This is a genomic window from Pseudomonas sp. 10C3, assembly GCF_036346185.1.
In the GTDB taxonomy this organism is placed as follows: domain Bacteria; phylum Pseudomonadota; class Gammaproteobacteria; order Pseudomonadales; family Pseudomonadaceae; genus Aquipseudomonas.
In genome coordinates this window covers 21,664-40,346 of sequence record NZ_JASJVE010000034.1, presented here as the reverse complement: position 1 = coordinate 40,346, position 18,683 = coordinate 21,664, and the positions used below count along the sequence as shown (strand labels likewise).

16 protein-coding genes are annotated in these 18,683 nt (G+C 55.5%); 12 read left to right on the top strand and 4 right to left on the bottom strand.

Going from position 1 to position 18,683, the window contains the following annotated elements; translation table 11 throughout:
* Positions 1 to 202 precede the first annotated feature (202 nt).
* The 5 genes from phbB to QN399_RS23795 all read left to right on the top strand — a co-directional run bounded on the left by phbB (position 203) and on the right by QN399_RS23795 (position 5,955).
* On the top strand, positions 203 to 949 hold the full coding sequence (gene phbB / locus QN399_RS23815; protein ID WP_322178938.1) for an acetoacetyl-CoA reductase: 747 nt from the start codon (positions 203 to 205) through the stop codon (positions 947 to 949).
* A 62-nt stretch (positions 950 to 1,011) separates the two neighbouring features.
* The gene (locus QN399_RS23810; RefSeq protein WP_330201794.1) at positions 1,012 to 2,175 is read left to right on the top strand and encodes an acetyl-CoA C-acetyltransferase; all 1,164 of its coding nucleotides are present in this window, start codon (positions 1,012 to 1,014) and stop codon (positions 2,173 to 2,175) included.
* Positions 2,176 to 2,263: 88 nt separating this feature from the next.
* Entirely contained in the window at positions 2,264 to 3,967 is a 1,704-nt protein-coding gene (phaC, locus tag QN399_RS23805; RefSeq protein WP_330201790.1) for a class I poly(R)-hydroxyalkanoic acid synthase, read from the top strand.
* Positions 3,968 to 4,281: 314 nt separating this feature from the next.
* On the top strand, positions 4,282 to 4,707 hold the full coding sequence (locus QN399_RS23800) for a potassium channel family protein (RefSeq protein WP_322178937.1): 426 nt from the start codon (positions 4,282 to 4,284) through the stop codon (positions 4,705 to 4,707).
* A 123-nt stretch (positions 4,708 to 4,830) separates the two neighbouring features.
* Positions 4,831 to 5,955: an HDOD domain-containing protein gene (locus QN399_RS23795; RefSeq protein WP_330201789.1), complete on the top strand. Its 1,125-nt coding sequence runs from the start codon at positions 4,831 to 4,833 to the stop codon at positions 5,953 to 5,955.
* 27 nt (positions 5,956 to 5,982) lie between these two features.
* Here QN399_RS23795 and QN399_RS23790 read toward each other — a convergent pair whose 3' ends face one another.
* The 3 genes from QN399_RS23790 to QN399_RS23780 form a co-directional block, all read right to left on the bottom strand.
* Entirely contained in the window at positions 5,983 to 7,608 is a 1,626-nt protein-coding gene (locus tag QN399_RS23790; protein WP_330201788.1) for a sensor domain-containing diguanylate cyclase, read from the bottom strand.
* 526 nt (positions 7,609 to 8,134) lie between these two features.
* Complete coding sequence (locus tag QN399_RS23785; RefSeq protein ID WP_322178934.1) at positions 8,135 to 9,469, bottom strand: HAMP domain-containing sensor histidine kinase; 1,335 nt, start codon at positions 9,467 to 9,469, stop codon at positions 8,135 to 8,137.
* Complete coding sequence (locus QN399_RS23780) at positions 9,466 to 10,125, bottom strand: response regulator transcription factor (RefSeq protein ID WP_322178933.1); 660 nt, start codon at positions 10,123 to 10,125, stop codon at positions 9,466 to 9,468. The genes QN399_RS23785 and QN399_RS23780 overlap by 4 nt, the downstream gene beginning before the upstream one ends.
* 275 nt (positions 10,126 to 10,400) lie before the next feature.
* Here QN399_RS23780 and QN399_RS23775 point away from each other — a divergent pair, with 275 nt between their 5' ends.
* From QN399_RS23775 to QN399_RS23760, 4 genes are all read left to right on the top strand, one after another.
* The gene (locus tag QN399_RS23775; RefSeq protein ID WP_322216654.1) at positions 10,401 to 10,871 is read left to right on the top strand and encodes a DUF2271 domain-containing protein; all 471 of its coding nucleotides are present in this window, start codon (positions 10,401 to 10,403) and stop codon (positions 10,869 to 10,871) included.
* Positions 10,872 to 10,896: 25 nt separating this feature from the next.
* Positions 10,897 to 13,122 carry a PepSY domain-containing protein gene (locus QN399_RS23770; RefSeq protein ID WP_330201787.1) on the top strand — a complete coding sequence of 742 codons (2,226 nt, stop codon included), beginning with the start codon at positions 10,897 to 10,899 and terminating at the stop codon, positions 13,120 to 13,122.
* Positions 13,112 to 14,092, top strand: a complete 981-nt coding sequence (locus QN399_RS23765; RefSeq protein WP_330201793.1) for an FAD:protein FMN transferase — start codon at positions 13,112 to 13,114, stop codon at positions 14,090 to 14,092. The genes QN399_RS23770 and QN399_RS23765 overlap by 11 nt, the downstream gene beginning before the upstream one ends.
* Positions 14,093 to 14,171: 79 nt before the next feature.
* The gene (locus tag QN399_RS23760; RefSeq protein WP_330201786.1) at positions 14,172 to 14,873 is read left to right on the top strand and encodes a VIT family protein; all 702 of its coding nucleotides are present in this window, start codon (positions 14,172 to 14,174) and stop codon (positions 14,871 to 14,873) included.
* Positions 14,874 to 15,312: 439 nt separating this feature from the next.
* Here QN399_RS23760 and QN399_RS23755 read toward each other — a convergent pair whose 3' ends face one another.
* Entirely contained in the window at positions 15,313 to 15,993 is a 681-nt protein-coding gene (locus QN399_RS23755; RefSeq protein ID WP_330201785.1) for a class I SAM-dependent methyltransferase, read from the bottom strand.
* A 258-nt stretch (positions 15,994 to 16,251) separates the two neighbouring features.
* Between QN399_RS23755 and QN399_RS23750 the strand changes: the two genes are divergently transcribed.
* Genes QN399_RS23750 through QN399_RS23740 form a run of 3 tightly spaced genes read left to right on the top strand, consistent with a single transcriptional unit; the run spans position 16,252 to position 18,670 of the window.
* The gene (locus QN399_RS23750) at positions 16,252 to 17,343 is read left to right on the top strand and encodes an ArsO family NAD(P)H-dependent flavin-containing monooxygenase (protein WP_323566336.1); all 1,092 of its coding nucleotides are present in this window, start codon (positions 16,252 to 16,254) and stop codon (positions 17,341 to 17,343) included.
* 32 nt (positions 17,344 to 17,375) lie between these two features.
* Complete coding sequence (locus QN399_RS23745) at positions 17,376 to 18,413, top strand: permease (protein ID WP_322178926.1); 1,038 nt, start codon at positions 17,376 to 17,378, stop codon at positions 18,411 to 18,413.
* Positions 18,414 to 18,433: 20 nt separating this feature from the next.
* Positions 18,434 to 18,670, top strand: a complete 237-nt coding sequence (locus QN399_RS23740; RefSeq protein ID WP_330201784.1) for a thioredoxin family protein — start codon at positions 18,434 to 18,436, stop codon at positions 18,668 to 18,670.
* The last annotated feature ends 13 nt before the right edge of the window (positions 18,671 to 18,683 follow it).

Genomic DNA, 18,683 nt, shown 5'->3' with positions numbered 1-18,683 from the left:
ATAATTACCAGTTATTATTGAAAATGATAGTCATTATTCATCAAACTTCAAACACAGATACCACGCAATCTCAACCAAATGACCCAAACGCCAGTTTGGCACCGTTGGACACTAAGCAGTCACCGCCAAACACTTCCTCATGCCCTGTCAATACAGAACAATTCACGTATTGCAGCGCAAAAATAGAGAAGGAAGTTCTTGTATGGAATCACGTAGCCGTATTGCAGTAGTAACAGGTGGGATGGGCGGTATTGGTACAGCTATCAGTCAGCGTCTGTACCAGGATGGATTTAGGGTCATTGTTGGCTGCAGCCCTAATTCCAGCCGAAAAAATGATTGGATAGCAAGTCAACTCGAAGGCGGTTATCACTTCGACTGCGTTGACACAGACATCACCGACTGGGAATCAACCCGCAAAACGTTCGAACTGGTGCGCGAGATGTGCGGCCCGATCGACGTACTGGTCAATAATGCGGGCATTACGCGCGACGCATCCTTTCGCAAGCTCACTCCCGAAGACTGGAACGCCGTTATCGGGACGAACCTGAGCGGACTATTCAATACCACCAAACAGGTTATTGAAGGGATGTTGGCGAAGGGCTGGGGCCGGGTCATCAACATCTCCTCCATCAACGGCCAGCGCGGCCAATTCGGCCAGACCAACTACTCCGCAGCCAAGGCCGGAACCCATGGTTTCACCATGGCGTTGGCCCGTGAAGTCTCAGGCAAGGGTGTGACGGTCAACACCGTATCCCCAGGCTACATCCAGACCAATATGACGGCGGCGATACGCCCGGACATTCTCGACGCCATGATCGCGGCAACCCCAGTCGGCCGCCTTGGCCTGCCCGCAGAAATCGCATCAATCGTTGCCTGGCTGGCCTCCGAAGAGTCCGCTTACAGCACCGGTGCCGACTTCTCGGTAAACGGCGGCATGAATATGCAGTAGTCCCGTCAGCGCATGGATGCGCTGATCCTGCTCGACGAATTTTGCCTTACCAATGAGTCGTAATTGTTGCTGCCACTCGTACCGCTATAGGCAGCTTCCAGGGTGCTCTTGCCGGAATTCCCGCCACCGAACTGGGTGCCGCCGTGATTCGCCACCTGCTAGAACAGACCGGTGTTAATGCGGCCCAGATAGATGAGGTAATCCTCGGACAGGTGCTCAGTGCTGGCGCCGGACAAAACCCGGCACGCCAGACGGCAATCAAGGCAGGCTTGCCACACACCACGCCCGCCCTGACCTTGAACAAGGTCTGCGGCTCCGGCCTCAAGGCTGTCCAACTTGCCGTCCAGGCGATCCGTTGCGGTGACGCGGAACTGGTGATCGCTGGCGGTCAGGAAAATATGAGTCTGGCTCCTTACGTCCTGCCCAAGGCACGCACAGGCCTGCGCATGGGTCATGCGCAACTACTCGACAGCATGATCCAGGATGGCCTATGGGATGCCTTCAACGACTATCACATGGGTATTACCGCCGAAAACCTGGCGCTAAAGTACAGCATTGGACGTGAGAAACAGGATGCCTTCGCCGCAGCCTCACAACAGAAGGCGGCAGCGGCCATTGAGTCCGGGCGCTTCAAGAGCGAAATCACCCCGATTCTGATTCCCCAGCGCAAGGGCAACCCGCTCATCTTCGATACCGACGAACAGCCGCGCGTCGATAGCACCGCACAAGCCCTGGCAACACTCAAACCCGCCTTCCTGAAAGAAGGCTCTGTGACCGCTGGCAACTCCTCGACCCTCAACGATGGCGCTGCCGTTTTGTTACTGGCCAGTGCCGCTAAAGCGCAGGCCCTGGGTCTACCGATCCTGGCACGGATCAAAGCCTATGCCAGCGCGGGCGTGGACCCGGCAATCATGGGTATCGGTCCCGTGCCGGCCACACGTCGCACACTGGAAAAAGCCGGCTGGAGCGTGGACGACCTTGATCTGATCGAGGCCAATGAAGCCTTTGCAGCCCAGTCGCTGGCAGTGGGTCAAGAGTTGGGCTGGGACACCAGCAAAGTCAACGTTAACGGCGGGGCTATTGCGCTCGGCCACCCGATTGGCGCGTCTGGAGCTCGGATACTGGTATCGCTGGTACACGAACTGATCCGCCGCGACGGCAAGAAAGGCCTGGCCACCTTATGCATCGGCGGAGGTCAAGGCGTCGGCCTGGCCATCGAGCGCTAGCCCGCACTCCCACTCCTGTTGCTGCACCGGACTCAGGCAGAGTCCGGTTTACTTTCTGCCCGATTCACCGCCCTGGGCAAGGAGCTCTATGAACAATAATTCGCATGCGTTCAACACCTATTGGTCTGGACAAGTTCCCTTTATCGCCTATTTTGCGATGCAACAATTACGCCAGTGGGTCAGCAGCAATGACTGGTTTTCCGGGCACGACCACACTCCCTGGTTCGAGGTGCCTCGTGAAACACTGGACAACCTTCAGATGGACTACCAGCGTCAATGGGGGCAACTAGGCCAACAACTGCTGACCGGCCAACCCTTCAACTTTGATGATCGCCGCTTCTCCAGCGGAAACTGGAACGAGCCACTGTTCGGTTCCCTTGCCGCCTTTTATTTACTCAATTCCAACTTTCTCTTGAGGCTGCTCGACAGGCTTCCGATCGAAGAAGAAAAACCGCGCCAACGCCTACGCTACCTGGTAGAACAAGCCATTGCCGCCAATGCGCCCAGCAATTTCCTGACCAGCAACCCTGATGCTCTCCAGCGTGTAGTTGAAACCCAGGGTGCCAGCCTGTTCACAGGCATGATGCACTTGGCCAGCGATCTGCAGGAAGGCAAGATGCGCCAGTGTGACAGTGGTGCCTTCACGGTCGGTGTCGACCTCGCCACCACCCCAGGCGAAGTTATCTTCGAGAATGAGATTTTCCAGCTCATTCAGTACTACCCGCAGAGTGAAACGCAGTACTCGCGTCCTGTTTTCATCGTGCCGCCATCCATTAACAAGTACTACATCCTCGACCTGCGCCCAGACAACTCTGTCGTTAAGCATCTATTGGAACAAGGGCATCCAGTGTTCATGATGTCCTGGCGCAACTTCGGTCTGGAACACGCGGAAATAACCTGGGACGACCTGATCGAGCATGGCGTGCTCAAGGCCTTGCAGTTGACGCGAGAGATCAGCGGAGAGCAGCGGCCCAACTGCGTGGGCTTCTGCATAGGCGGCACATTGCTGAGTACCGCCCTGGCAGTACTCGCGGCGCGTGGTGATCACGACATCGGCAGCGTGAGCCTCTTGACGACGTTCCTCGACTACCTCGATACCGGACCGATCAGTGTGTTCGTCGACGAAAAGCTGGTGGCCTACCGCGAGCGCACTATCGGCGGCATGGACGGTCCATTCGGAGTGTTTCATGGCAAGGACATGGGCAACACTTTCTCCATGCTTCGCCCCAACGACCTGTGGTGGAACTACAACGTCGACAAATACCTCAAAGGCAACAAGCCTGTCCCACTGGATTTGCTGTTCTGGAATAACGACAGCACCAACCTCCCCGGCCCAATGTACTGTTGGTACCTGCGCCACACCTATCTGCAGAATGACCTGAAGTCAGGCGAACTGGAGTGTTGCGGAGTCAAACTCGACTTGCAGGCCGTCGATGCACCCGCCTACATTCTTGCAACCCATGATGATCATATCGTGCCATGGAGGAGCGCCTACGCCAGTACCGCCGTGCTTTCCGGAACCAAACGCTTTGTACTGGGCGCCTCCGGGCACATCGCTGGCGTCATCAATCCACCCGCAAAACAGAAACGCCATTATTGGACAAACAGCCGAGTCACTAAAAACCCCGACACCTGGTTCAAAGGCGCCGAACAGCAATCGGGAAGTTGGTGGAATGACTGGTTCGTCTGGCTGGCCAAACACGCCGGCGAACGCCAGACTGCAGTGGCAGACATGGGCAATGCGCAACACCCGCCACTGGAACCGGCACCAGGCCGTTATGTAATGCAATAACAGATTGCTCTGGCAACCGGGACCACGCTGCCTGAATCGATATTGCACAACAAGAGGTGGAGCCCGGTTCCGCCTCTATCAGGGCGCATCAAGCCACAACCTCACGCCTCGACAAGACCCTGACCCAACAGCGAACTCTTCAAAACAGGGGGCTCGGATTGCACCCGCATTCCTGATATCCAAACCGCGCCCGACAATTGAATTGTCCGCACGACTGGAGAACCGCTGTCTAAACGCCCGACAACTTCAGGCCTGCCGTATGGCAATTTAACAGCAGCCCTGTTCAAATAGGCGTTTTAAATGCAGAGATGACGATGATAGCCCTTACAGCGCTGAACACCTTTATCGTCATGGTGTCCGTCTTCATCCACTATGAACTGCTGCTTCGCCTCAACTCTCTCATGCCGAGGCTGAAGGTCTGGCACCGTTTCAGGATAGTCTTTGGCGTACTGGGCGCACTCACAGCGCACGCCGTCGAAGTGTGGATTTTCGCCCTGGCCTATTACTTTATGATCGAGTCAGGTCATTGGGGTACGTTAAGGGGAGATTTTGATGGTAGCCTGATGGACTGTGTTTATTTCTCGTTCACCACCTTCACCACGCTCGGCTTTGGTGACATCGAACCCCAAGGGGTTCTTAAGTTTCTGACGGGACTTGAAGCGCTGACCGGCTTGGTGCTGATTACATGGACGGCCTCCTTTCTTTTTATCGAGATGCAGAAGTACTGGAAGACCGCGTAGTCCGAACATAAGTTCGGTGTCGTTATTTTCCACACGGCAGGGCAAACTCCTTAATGAAATCCGGCACATCATGATCTCTTCAGTCGTCATTCCTTCATGCACCGCCACCCCGAAGGACGCAACATGCAAGTGATGATTCTGGAAGATGCCCCCTGGATCGCTGACATGCTTAAGCAGATTGTCTTGAATCTTTGCCCGGACGCGGCAATAGACATCTTTCACGAGGTACTGGCTGCCGACGAAGCGTGCAAGCGAACGTCTTATCAATTAGTACTCGCAGACTGGAACCTCTCCGATTCGACCGGTGTCCGCCTGCTTCACACCCTTCTAAAAAATAATCGCCCCGCCCCCCTGGTTGTGGTTACCGGCCGCGCCGATCGTGAGAATGTGCTGTCTGCGCGCTCGCTGGGGATCAGTACCTTTATTAGTAAGCCCTTCCAGGTACCGAGTGTGGTGGCTCGCCTGAAAAAGCTGTTACCCGACAGTGCAGAACGCTCACTCGAACCGCTAACGGAGCAAGACTTCATTGCCTTCCTTGGTCGCCTGTCCGCCGCGGAACTGGATATACCACTGCTGAGCAACGTCAAAGACACACTTCAGCTGATCCTCAAAGGTGAAGAACTGGATCTGCGCGAACTTGTAGAGAGCTGGCAGTATGACCCGGCCTTGAGCGCCCATCTGGTCGCCGCATCCAATAGCAGCGCCTATATCGGCGTTGGCCACCCCTATATGAGCCTGCCCGAGGCTTTGCAGCGGCTGGGCGGACCGACCAGCCTCAACATGGCCTTGTGTCTGGCATTGCGTCAAGCTAACGAGCAGAGCAGTCCTTTGGTGCAGACGCTGGCCCAAGCTCATCTGAACGACGCAGAAGCTCTCAGTAATCGAGTCACGCGCTTGGCGCGGGAATGCGGGGTTGATCCCGCGCCGCTTCAGTGCGCAGCCTTGTTGCACCGCATAGGAGAACTCTGCGTGATCTATCAGGCTCAAGCCTGGGAGCACAAAGGGCACAGCCTCAGCGAGAGCGCACTGACGCAAGCCATGCGCGAATTCAGCAACCCCTTTGCTATCAGCCTTAAAGCTCACTGGGGGCTGCCCATGGCTCTGCGGGACCTTATTGGCGCAGTCTACGTTCTGCCGCCAGCGCAATTTCGTCGAGAGAAAGTGCTTATGCGTTTGGCCGCAGCAGAAATCAATGGCGAGGAGCCGCGCAGCCTGGAGCGCCTGCGCCGCCTTGCCGGTCTTGCCTGAAACAACTCACGGGCTCGTCTTCGACCCTCACTGATCGGCAGATAACGCGTTTGATAGCGCAGCGAGGGCCTGTTCCGGCGGATGCAGCGCACCGGCTAAAACGACCCGATTACGACCCGTTTGTTTTGCCGTGTAAAGCATGTTGTCTGCCATCTTCAAAACGTCGTCGACGCTGCCAGAGCTTAGCGGCCAGTGCGCAACACCCAGAGAGATAGTGATAGGCCCAACCGGGTCCATCCGTGCATCTTCTACTTGCTGTCGCAGACGCTCTGACACTCGGTGAGCTACCTCAGGTGAAGTAGCCGGCAAGAGAATAAGAAATTCCTCACCACCGACTCGGCAGAGCACATCACCCTCTCGAGTATTGACACGCATCAACGCCCCCAACCGCCTGAGTACTTCATCACCTGCATCATGGCCATAACTATCATTGACTCGCTTGAAGTGATCGATATCGAGTGCCACGACCGCGAAAGGACGACGTTCGCGCTCCAATCGCTCTAATGCAATATCGAGCACGCGACGGTTATGCAGCCCGGTGAGCGAGTCTGTTTGTGCATCGCTAGTAAGTTTGCCGATCTTTGCATGTAATAGCCGAATTCCGACGAGCATCACGTGCTTGAGTTGTGTCGATTCGTAGTACCACGACTTCACGCGCGCAATGCGCTCTGCCGCACCGGGCGTTTCCATCTCTTGGGCACTGTCGGCCAGTTGCAACAGGGGGCGGGAAATCAGGCGCGCGAGCCACCAAATGACGAGAAAGCCCAGCACGCTGAGCGGCAGCGTATTGAGAAGCACATCCAACATTAGATTATTAAGTGCGGTCAGTGTTGTATCCGTCTGCTGTTGCGCCACAATGCCCCAATGCGCTGAGGGTACGTTCGCATAACCGGCGAGTACGTCAATGCCCTGACTATTAATAAGACGTTGCTTCCCGCTTTCTCCACGGATCACGGTCTCAATAGCCGGGTTGTCACGCACCACTTGACCCACCCGCATCTGATCAGGGTGATACAGCAGTCGCTGGTTCTGATCTACCACGTAAATATAAGAGCCATCGTGATAATACTGCTCGCCCAGCAAATCGTCCAAAATGCTCTTGTGTTTGAGATAAATTGTACCGCCGATGTAACCCAGGTAATGACCTTCACGATCAATGATCGGATGAGAAATGAACACCACCAGATTACCCGCAACGGAGATGTAAGGTTGGCTGATGAGTGGACGGCGCTTACTCAACGCCTCGACAGCACCGGGTGTGTTCAGCCTTCGCCCTTTGATTGGCAATGTTTCGGGCGAGACCGCACGTAACCAACCCTCTGCATCCGTAATCGCTATCGAGTTGAAACTATTGGTTTGTAGCCGTAACCGGGTGGCCTCGCTTTGCAACGCTTGCGGATTATCAAGCTGCTCACTCAATAACCCGGCGCTGTAGGCCAACTGCTGCGTCACGGTAGTAAGAAACACTTCGGTGCTATTGGCCAGCTTGGCTGCATACACACGGTTGGATTCCAGCGTGCTATCAATGAGCAACTGGCGCTGTACACAATAGCTTGCATACAGACTGTTGGTGAGCGTGAGAATGGCACTGAAAAACGCCAGAAAGAGAATCAGTCGTCTTAAGTTAATGCGAAAAAGGTGCTTGATTGACATACGCCAGCGCTCGAGCGGGCACCCCGTTTAAACGTTGCACCCTCAAATTATTTACGACAGAAAACACTCATCTTCCACTGTGTATTGGTCCCGACTGAGCACATCAGAGCTGTTGATACTCGCCGCCGCCGAAGCGGTTCTTGAATAGCACTTTAGTCGTAACTTTTTACGCGTGTAGCACGTGGTTAGCGCGTATAAATAATTGTAGCCAGCGTTCCTTGGGATGGCTTTACGATATCACTATACTGCGCCGGGTTATACCTATTTCATACTTCACATATCATCATTACACATGCCCCGCCGACTGCATTTTGACGCCAATGATTAAGACGCAATAATCGGATCCAATTCCGTCTCGCCGCCGCAATCAATATGCATTCAGCGAACCAAGTGCTATTCACGGAAGTTATACGAGTGTGGCAACTTGTCACCCGACTAAGTATCAAACCCGCCTCCAATGAAACGTTTAAGCCCCCTCTTTATTTTATTAACGTTATCAGAGAACGCCCGGTAAGGTCAGACTTCTTCATGGCCGCGCAAGCACAAACTGCACCCTAACTTCAAAGCCATCCTGTTTGTCTGTTGCGGGGGATGCGAGGCTCATTGTCGCCTCAACGCCTCGAACAATCGTTTGTGCGATTGCCAGCCCAAGACCGGAGCCGTTGGCCTCGCTGTTACCTCGCACGAAGCGCTCGGTGAGCCGCTCCAGAACCTGCGCAGGCACTGTCGAGCCCGCATTCACGACTGTTAGAAGCGCCTGACTCGACAAGCTCACCTCTACCGGCTGATCCGGCGCGCCATGCTTCAACGCGTTCTCGATCAGATTGCGTAAAAGGATGGCAAAGGCATCCGGGTCAATCGTTGATAACACGTCCCCCTCCGCAGGCAGGGTTAAATGAATCCGCTGCCCGGCAGTAGCGTTCAACTCTTCCGCTACATGGGCCAGCAGCGGGATAAGGTCTTGCGGGGCTTCAGATAGAAGCCCGCCCCCTTCGGCCTTGGCCAGTTGCATGAGCTTTTCCGAGAGCCGTGCCAACTCACGAAGCGAAGTCTCGATCTTTGCCGCGCGCACCTGCAATGGTCCGTCAGGCGCCTCGCGACGTAACCGCTGCATCTGCGCCAATGCCGCCGCCAACGGGGTGCGTAGCTCATGGGCGCTATTGGCAGTAAAGCTGCGCTCAGCCTCCAGCGCCCGACGAAGCCGCTCCATCAGATGATTGACCGCTTCGGCCAGCGGATCAATTTCTGCGGGCAATTGAGACACCTTAATGGGGGATAGATCGCCTACCCCGCGGGTCTCGATTGCGCGACGGTAAGCCAGGACGCTGCGCAGACTGAAGTGAACCAATAGCCAGGTTCCCAACAGGCTGATCGGGATGAGTATCAGCAATGGCAAGAGCAAGGCGAGTAACGCTTCCTGTGCAGCTTCGCGGCGATGCGCCAATGGCTCCGCGACTTCGATAAACACTGCTTCGCGCAGGGCGCTAACGGCATACAGACGGTACTTGCCAGTGGTGGCAAAGCCCTCAATCGGCTGGGCATTGAATACACTCGGGTCGGCATCGTGAGACTGCAACAACGTATTGCCCTTGGCATCCCGCACCAGATAGGTGAGGTATTCCTTATGCTCTCTCAGCCCCTCGATATGTTTCGACTCGCGAGACTCGCCACGATTACTGATTTCGAGTACGGCCAAGGGCAAAATCCGTTGAGCCGTTTCTTCCAGAGCACTGTCGAAGGCCTCATTCAGCTCATGTTGTACGACCAGCCAAGCGCCCGCCGTGCCCCCGAGCCAAAGCAATGTCATCCCCAGCGTCAGCCCAAGCCCCAGACGTTTTTGCAAACTGAAAGTAGTCTTCATAGGGGCATCAACCGGTAACCCATACCACGGACGGTTTCAATCAAATCGCGCCCCAATTTCTTGCGCAAACGACTGATGTACACCTCGATAGTGTTGCTTTCGATCTCGGCACCGAACGCATACAGACGCTCTTCGAGCTGCGATTTCGACAGCAGCGCACTCGGGCGCTGAACGAATGCTTCCAGCAGAGCCCATTCGCGAGCAGTCAAATCCACAATAGTACCGACACGCTGAACGGTGCGAGCAGTCATGTCGATGACCAGCTCTCCCACTTTCAGCTGTGGATTGGGATTACCACTGTACCGCCGTGCGACGGCGGCGACTCGGGCAGACAATTCAAACAGATCGAAGGGTTTTACCAGGTAGTCGTCGGCCCCCGCATTCAAACCGGCGATGCGCTCGGATATCTGGTCTTGAGCCGTGAGGATGATCACGGGCGTTACATCGCCAGCCGACCGCCGCTTGCGCAGAAAGTCCAGCCCGCGCCCGTCCGGGAGCATCAGATCCAGCAAAATCAGGTCATAGGCTGTCGTGCGTACGCTCGCCTCGGCGTGGTCAAGCCGTTGCACCCAGTCCACCGCATGGCCGTCATCGGCAATTTGCTCACGCACTGCGTCCCCAAGCCCCACCGCGTCCTCAACCAACAAAACCCGCATATCAACCCCTTCTGTGTTCGTTCCCAGCGCTGCACGTTAGCGGCTGCACCTGAATAAAACCTGAAGTACCGCTTCGAGCACGATTCAGGTTGCTGTCAGGGACTCCCGCTAGGGTATGCCACAGAGACTCAAGCGGGAGAGAAATCATGTTCAGTCACTCAAGCGTCCTTGCCCCGCAGCTGAAAACTACCTGATCAACTTTTTTCACGCCTTCAGGTTGCATTCAGCTAGCAAGGCCAGTATTCCGCCACAACGCTCTAACAGGAAACCCCACCATGAAAAAGATTGCTGCTGCAATGTGTCTCGCCGGTGCCGTCGCCCTGCCAGGGTTAGCCCAGGCGCGCGAAGTGACCTTGACCACCCAGTTAAAAAACTACAACGGCAACGATGCTTATCTGGCGTTTTATGTCACCGATGCCAATGGCAACTATCAGAAAACCCTCTGGGTCGCCGGAAGGAAAGCCAAGTATTACAAACACCTTCCTGACTGGGCTCGCGGCAGCGGGTTGAAGTCCAGTGAGTTTGACGGGGTCAGTGGTGCCAGCGTCGGTAGCGGGCGCACCCTGAAAGTCAGTGTAGAACTGGCTGACACCCTGATTGATGCGGGCTATCAGATCCGCATCGACAGCGCTGTCGAGAACAAACGCGAGGTTCGCGCTGACGTTGTCGTACCGCTGACGACTAAAGGTGCGGGCAAGCCTGCAACCGGCAACGGTTATGTAGAAACCTTTACCTACGACATGTGACTTCGGCACCTATTGGAGGCTGAACATGCTTCGCCAGTTTCATTCACTGCCCGGCCTTATCGCTGCCCTGCTGGTTATGGTGTTGGCCATCAGCGGCGCGATCCTGTCAATTGATCCAGCCATAGAACGAATGAACGCAACTGTGCCCGCAGTCGGCCAATTGAACGTTGCCGAGTTGGCGGGCCGGGTGGCGCATACCTATCCAGCGGTTGAACAAATTCGGCGCAGCGCTTCTGGCTCGATCATCGTTTACTACAACCAGGACGGTCAGGCGGGCGCCGAGCTTGTCGACCCCATGACCGGACAAGGCATTGCGCCCTATGCACCGTCAGCCTTCTCACGCTGGGTGAAAGACTTGCACAGGTCATTGCTGCTGGGCACGCCCGGCCATGCGATGTCAGGTATTGGAGCCTTGGTGATACTGATCCTGTCAGCCTCCGGCGCTGCATTGCTGGCAAGACGACTGGGCGGCTGGAGACAGATCCTGCGCCCGCTGCAGGGCAGTTTCAGCCAACGCTGGCACGCTGAAGTCGGGCGTTTCGCGATCCTCGGTCTGCTGCTATCCGCGTTGACGGGTATGTATATGTCAGCGGTGATGTTCGAGTTCATCCCTGACGGAACCCAGCAGGAGCCGGCTTTCCCGAGCACCATGAGTGGCGGTCGGGCAGCACCTGTCGAGACGTTGCCTGCGCTGCTGGCGACCGACCTTAATGATCTGCGCGAGCTAAACTACCCCAGTCCCGGCAACCCGACTGATGTGTTCTCGCTGCACACTGCCCAGGGCGACGGTTTTGTTGATCAAGCCAGTGGCGCGCTGCTGTCTTACCAGGCTCATGACAACGCCCGTGATGCCTATGAATTCATCTACCAGTTGCATACCGGCGAAGGCTTCTGGTGGCTTGGCCTGTTACTTGGCATTTGCGCGTTGAGCGTGCCGTTGATGAGCGTCACAGGCGCCCTGCTCTGGTGGCGCCGCCGTCAGTCGATGCCACACATCAGTCACAACAGTGGCGCACAGTCCGCTGACACGGTGATTTTGGTGGGCAGCGAAAACAACAGCACCTGGGGATTTGCGAAAACGTTACATGAGGCCTTGAGCCAAGCGGGTCACCGTGTACATACCGCTACCATGAACCAACTGGCGACTGAGTACCGCAGTGCCGAGCGCCTGTTTATTCTGACAGCGACTACCGGTGACGGCGACGCACCAGCCTCCGCCAGACAGTTTTTCAAACGACTGGCGAACGCACCTGTAAAACCGGGCCTTGGCTTTGCCGTACTAGGCTTTGGCGACAAGCAGTTTCCGAGCTTTTGTCAGTTCGCCAAGGATACGCAAGCCGCCATGCTTTCACACGGCTGGCAGCAACTGCTTGAACTTGAAACCATCAATCGACAATCAAGCCAGGAGTTCACACGTTGGGGGCATGCCGTCGGCCAATTGATCGGCCATGATCTGACGCTGGTGCACACGCCCGTTCAGCCGAAAACCCGCACCTTGCACCTGGTGGAACGCGTGGAGTACGGCGAACAGGTCAAGGCACCCACGCACATCCTGCGTTTCAAAGCCGTAGCGCCCTTGCTCGCACCGGGTTGGCCGGCGCGCCTGCGCAAGGGGGATGGGCTGCCTCATTTCGAAGCCGGTGATCTGGTCGGGATTCTGCCGCCTGGAAGCGTGCTGCCGCGGTTCTACTCACTGGCCAGTGGGTCAACCGATGGCATTCTGGAAATCTGCGTGCGCAAGCATCCTGACGGCGTGTGTTCCAGCCTCCTCCATGACTTACCAATTGGCTCGCAAATTGAAGCATTCATACAGCCCAACCCAGACTTCCGCCCTGCCTCCGGGAGCGCTCCGGTGATTCTCATTGGTGCCGGCACCGGTATCGGTCCTTTAGCAGGCTTCATCCGTAACAACACCGCCAGACACCCGATGCACCTATATTGGGGTGGCCGCCACCCGGCATCGGACTTCCTCTATGAGCCACAGCTCAATGGCTACCTGGCGGACCAGCGACTCACCAAGTTGCAAGCGGCTTTTTCACAGGTACACGACCGCAGCTATGTACAAGACCGGATCATCGGCGACGCCCTGCAGATGCGCCGTTTGATTGAAAAAGGCGCTCAGGTGTTGGTATGCGGCAGTCGGGAAATGGCGAAAAGCGTGATGCGCGCGCTCGATGAAGTCCTGGCACCGCTTAACCTGACCGTGCTGACACTCAAGGCACAAGGACGCTACCGTGAAGATGTCTACTGACTATCAGCCCTCCCCTGCCGACCGACACAGTCTCAGCGGAGAGACCATGGGCACGCGCTACACAGCGCTGTTCTATGCCAAGCCAGAGGTGGACGAGACTGCCATTGGCAAAGGTCTGTTCGAGGCTGTCGACAACGTGGACAGGCAGATGTCGACGTGGAAGCCGGAGTCTGACCTCAACCTGCTAAACGCTGCACCCGAGAATGAATGGTGTGCCCTGCCCAAAGAGCTGACCACCGTACTGACAACAGCTTTACGTATCAGCCAACAATCCAACGGTGCATTTGATATCGCAGTGGGCGATCTGGTGAATGCCTGGGGCTTTGGTCCCGGCGAGCATCAACCCACTGCACAACAGATCAGCGCGCTAAAACACCGGGTGCGACTGCCTGCAACGCAAGCACTCGAAATAGATGCGCTTCGTGGCCAGGCCCGTAAACGTGCAGCGACGACGCTTGATCTCTCAGGCATTGCCAAAGGCTTTGCCGTGGATGAACTGGCACGCTGCCTCGACAGCTGGGGAATAACAAACTATCTGGTGGGGATTGACGGCGAAATGCGCTCACGCGGGCTCAAACCTGATGGACAGCCCTGGGTGGTTGCGATTGAACGCCCCCGCCGGGGAACTCGTGAAGTCATGGGCATCATGGAACTCAGCGATGCGGCCATTGCTACCTCCGGGGACTACCGACACTGGGTCGAAGTTGATGGACAGCTGTACTCGCATACCATGCACCCTTCGCGTGGAACACCACTGACCAATAAACTAGCTGCAGTGACCGTGGTTGCATCAAGTTGCATGCTCGCCGATGCATGGGCCACTGCTCTGATGGTACTCGGCGAAGAGGCAGGTCCTGAACTGGCCCAAGCACGGGGCATGGACGCATTATTTGTATTGCGCGAAGGGGAAGCATTCAGGGAAATATCCATTGTTGCCGGGCGTATTCAGACGATCCTTGAAACTCGCTAATAAAACATAGCCCCTTCACGCTCTTTATGCGCTACGTTATCTCCAGCATTGACGCCTTCTCTGCGAGCGTAATTCATAAATGAAGTTCATGCGCAAACATTCCGAGGCCCATAGAAGTGACCGAATTGGTTGGCTTCGCGCGGCCGTATTGGGTGCCAACGACGGTATTGTGTCGACCGCCAGTCTTTTAATCGGGGTGGCCGCGGCCCACGCCACACACAGTACTTTACTGGTGACCGGTATTGCAGGACTGGTCGCAGGCGCCATGTCCATGGCCGCTGGAGAATATGTTTCTGTGCACTCTCAGGCCGATACCGAGCGAGCGGATCTAGTGCGCGAGCAAACCGAGCTTGAAAAGGATCCGCTTGCTGAACATTCTGAGTTGGCGTCCATTTACATGGCTCGTGGTATTGAACCTGATCTCGCCAGGACAGTGGCGACGCAATTAATGGCACACGACGCCCTGGGTTCACACGCGCGCGACGAGCTCGGGATTTCTGACGCGCTCAGCGCAAAACCACTGCAGGCAGCATTGGCATCGGCGGCCAGTTTTTTTGTCGGCGCAGCCTTGCCACTGATCGTTACGTTTATTGCACCCGCTCAAAGCGTTATCCCGTGGATATCAGGGATGTCACTTCTATTTCTGGCAACGCTCGGCGGTATAGCGGCGAAAGCCGGAGGCGCCAGCGTTCCAATAGGCGCGTGGCGAGTGACCTTTTGGGGGGCACTTGCCATGGCTATTACCGCGCTGGTGGGCACCTCATTCGGTGCAGTTGTCTAATAATTCATGCGCCAAAAAAAGGGAGCCTAGGCTCCCTTTCTTAAACGACTGATATGCCAGATAGTCGTAATCTGTCAATCAGGTATCAGGCCGTGGTATTGATTCTCGTGCCCACACTGCCAGAGGTTGCTTTAGGCATCTCTACTTCGCCTGCTTTGCTACCGTCGTGATCGCCGTCACTGTCCATGGCAACAGTTTTGACCTGTTGAGCGGACACAGGAGCAGTTCTAATGATTGGTGTACTCGTCGAACTTCCAATTGCAGATGTCATATACATCTCCGATAACTATCGAGTGAGTGCAATAATTTAATTGCCACTAAATGTAACTCAGATTGAGTGAAATTTATGTCAATTGGCCACAACTTTTTTCAAATCGACCATTCATGCACCGCAATTGTGAGCTTTGGCCCGCAGTTCGATGTTGTCTAGATGACTCTATCAATCCTTGCGTAGAACGTAGACCCTCCACATGTCATACAAGGGAATAAAGTCGAGACGTTTCTGAATACCAAACCCCGCCTCTTTGAACTCGCGCTCGGCAGTTTCCCTTGAGATGACGAACCGCTTTTGATAATCGCCCTTATCCCCCCCTGCGCGCCGACATGCCTCTTGACGTTTACGTTTCCAGGATTTGAAGTTGCCGTCCACCCACAAAGAAATGATTAGCGTTTCCCGAGTGGCCCGATGGAACTCCTTGAGCATCGTCAACCGGAGTTGCGGTTCGCCTATATGGTGCAGCAAACGCATGCAGAAAATGCTGTCTACCGAATTGTCGGGCAAGTCGATCTCAAACGCTGACGTTTGCAAGGCGCGTACTCGCTTGACCACCTCAGTCGACTGCGACTTGCAGGCGGTCTCGATCATGTCCTTAGAGTGATCCGCGCCGATAATGACTCGATTAGGCTTTTCCGCCAACAGAGGCCAGAACCGCCCTGCTCCGCAAGGGAGATCAAGAACCAGTCCCGGCTCACCGGCCAGAGAAAGCGCCTTGCGAGCCAAGTACTCATCCCGCAGGTGAAACAGCCTGCGAGCAAGCCCATCCTGATGTTTCAAAAAATACTGCGACACCTGCTCCTGATCGTACTTTTCAGAAAACTTCAGTTTGATGGGGTCGCTCATGATGCTCTCCAATTGCTCATGATTCGTACGCTACTTAAGCATTAGTCGCAGCGAGGTCAAACACGTGTGAAAGATTTGTGAGACCCCTGTGATATCAACGCTTTATCCACGACCAAAAGCCGTCATGTTGCGTGCGTGCCGCGCACGCGCAGCGCTGTCAAGATTGATTGTCCAGACTGGGGACTGATCAAGATCAAAACGAGATTTTTCACTCCCTATATATTTGTAAAAATTTCATGACCCCAGGCCTGTATCAACATGTCCAACCATTCCAATTCGGTAGATGTTTTGATCATCGGCGGCGGTCAGTCAGCACTGGCAGTCGGCTATTTTCTTCGCCGCACCAAGCGTTCATTTCTGATCCTCGACGCTGAAAAAACACCTGGCGGCGCTTGGAATCATGGGTGGAATTCGCTTCATCTTTTCTCGCCGTCGACCTGGAGTTCCATTGCCGGCTGGATGATGCCTCCCGTGGAGGATGGTTATCCGACGCGAGACCACGTGATCAGTTATCTGACTCAGTACGAGCAGCGCTACCAATTTCCAGTGGAACGCCCAATCCGAGTCACGGCAGTAGAGCGCAGCGAAACTGGGCTGCGCGTGCACGCAGGTGACCAGTATTGGGATGCGAAAGTCGTCGTGAGTGCCACTGGCACATTGAGCAACCCTTTCATACCGAGCTATCCAGGTGCGTCCCGGTTTTCGGGTCAGCAACGGCATTCGGCGCAGTATGTCGAGGCGCAACCTTTTGCGGGCAAGACCGTACTGGTCGTAGGCGGCGGAAACTCCGGAGCGCAAATTCTGGCCGAGGTTTCTAAAGTGGCTGACACCGTTTGGGTGACACCACAGGAGCCTGTTTTCCTTGCCGACGAGGTTGATGGCCGGGTGCTTTTCGAACGTGCAACTGAACGCTGGAAGGCTCAGCAGGAAGGTCGAGTGATCGAACAGCCGGTCGGTGGATTGGGAGATATTGTCATGGTGCCCCCCGTGGTCGAGGCCCGCGAGCGTGGCGTCCTCGGGACAGTAAGGCCCTTCAAACGATTTACCCATAAAGGTGTTATCTGGGCAGATGGTTCAGAATCAGAGGTAGACGCAGTGATCTGGTGTACAGGGTTCAAGCCTGCTCTGGATCATCTGGACCGGCTGGGTGTCCTCAACGATGAAGGCCGCGTTGATGTCGATGGCACTCACTCAATCAGAGAGCCCAGGTTGTGGCTGGTGGGTTACGGCGAGTGGACAGGCGCCGCTTCAGCTACCTTGATTGGGGTGACACGGACAGCGCGCAGCACGGTCAGCGAAATTGATACGTTCCTGAACGGTCCATTGCCTGGAGCAGGCGATGGACTTTGATAGTGTGTCAGATCAAGTCGAGATTTTTACACATGAATGAAATGATTGTGCGCTGGCCGCAGCGTAACCCCCGCCTTTTTCTGGTAGTGGCAGTGCTTGTTTGGTTCGGTTTGTATGAGGCCCTGATTCCAGTGTCGGAGGCTTTGGTCGCAGCGCTGCCCGTTGATCGTGACAGCCACTTGGGGGGCGCATTACAGTTTTTTCTCTATGACACGCCCAAGGTGCTGATGCTGCTGACCGGCATCGTGTTTTTGATGGGCATGATCAACTCCCACTTCACACCTGAACGCACCCGCGCAATGTTGGCGGGTCGAAGCGAGGGCATGGCCAATGTCATGGCGGCGTCTCTGGGTGTGTTTACCCCGTTTTGTTCCTGCTCTGCTGTGCCTCTGTTTATAGGTTTTGTTCAGGCAGGCGTGCCATTAGGGGTGACCTTCTCATTTTTGATTTCCGCCCCCATGGTGAATGAGGTCGCGTTGACCTTGCTGCTTGGCTTGTTCGGCTGGAAAGTTGCACTGCTGTACCTGAGTCTGGGTTTGTTTATTGCGATTGTTGCGGGCTGGGTCATTGGGCGCTTGAAAATGGAGGCCTATCTAGAGGACTGGGTTCGTGACATGCCCAAGGTCCACGCAACCGCTGGGGACACGAGCATGCCGCTGCATGAGCGGATAAATGCCGGGTTTGGCAGCGTGCGCGAAATCGTCGGGAAAGTATGGCCTTACATCCTTGCCGGTATCGCTATTGGCGCAGGTATTCATGGGTATGTGCCGGAAGACTTCATGGCCAGCTTCATGGGCAAAGAAGCGTGGTGGTCTGTCCCGCTCGCGGTGCTGATAGGCATACCAATGTATACAAATGCGGCGGGGATCATTCCTATTGTGCAGGCGCTACTCGCGAAAGGTGCGGCGCTGGGCACCGTCCTGGCCTTCATGATGAGTGTCATTGCGCTCTCCCTCCCAGAGATGGTGATTTTGCGCAAGGTGTTGAAGGTTCGCTTGATAGCCACATTTATTGGTGTCGTGGCCGTTGGCATTCTCATCGTTGGCTATGTCTTCAACTTAACTCTGTAAATCCACCTGTTGAGGTTTTTATGAAAGACATCAAAGTACTAGGTACCGGCTGTTCCAACTGTAAGTCGACGATAGCCATCATCGAGCAAGTCGCTCACGCTAAAGGCGTACCTGTGAAGCTGGAAAAAGTGGAAGAGCTGCGTGACATCATGAGCTATGGGGTTATGTCGACACCCAGCGTCGTCATTGATGGCAAGGTCGTTCATTCCGGTGGCATCCCGAGCCGAGATAAGGTCGAGCTGTGGCTTAGCGCCTAGACCGGGACGACAT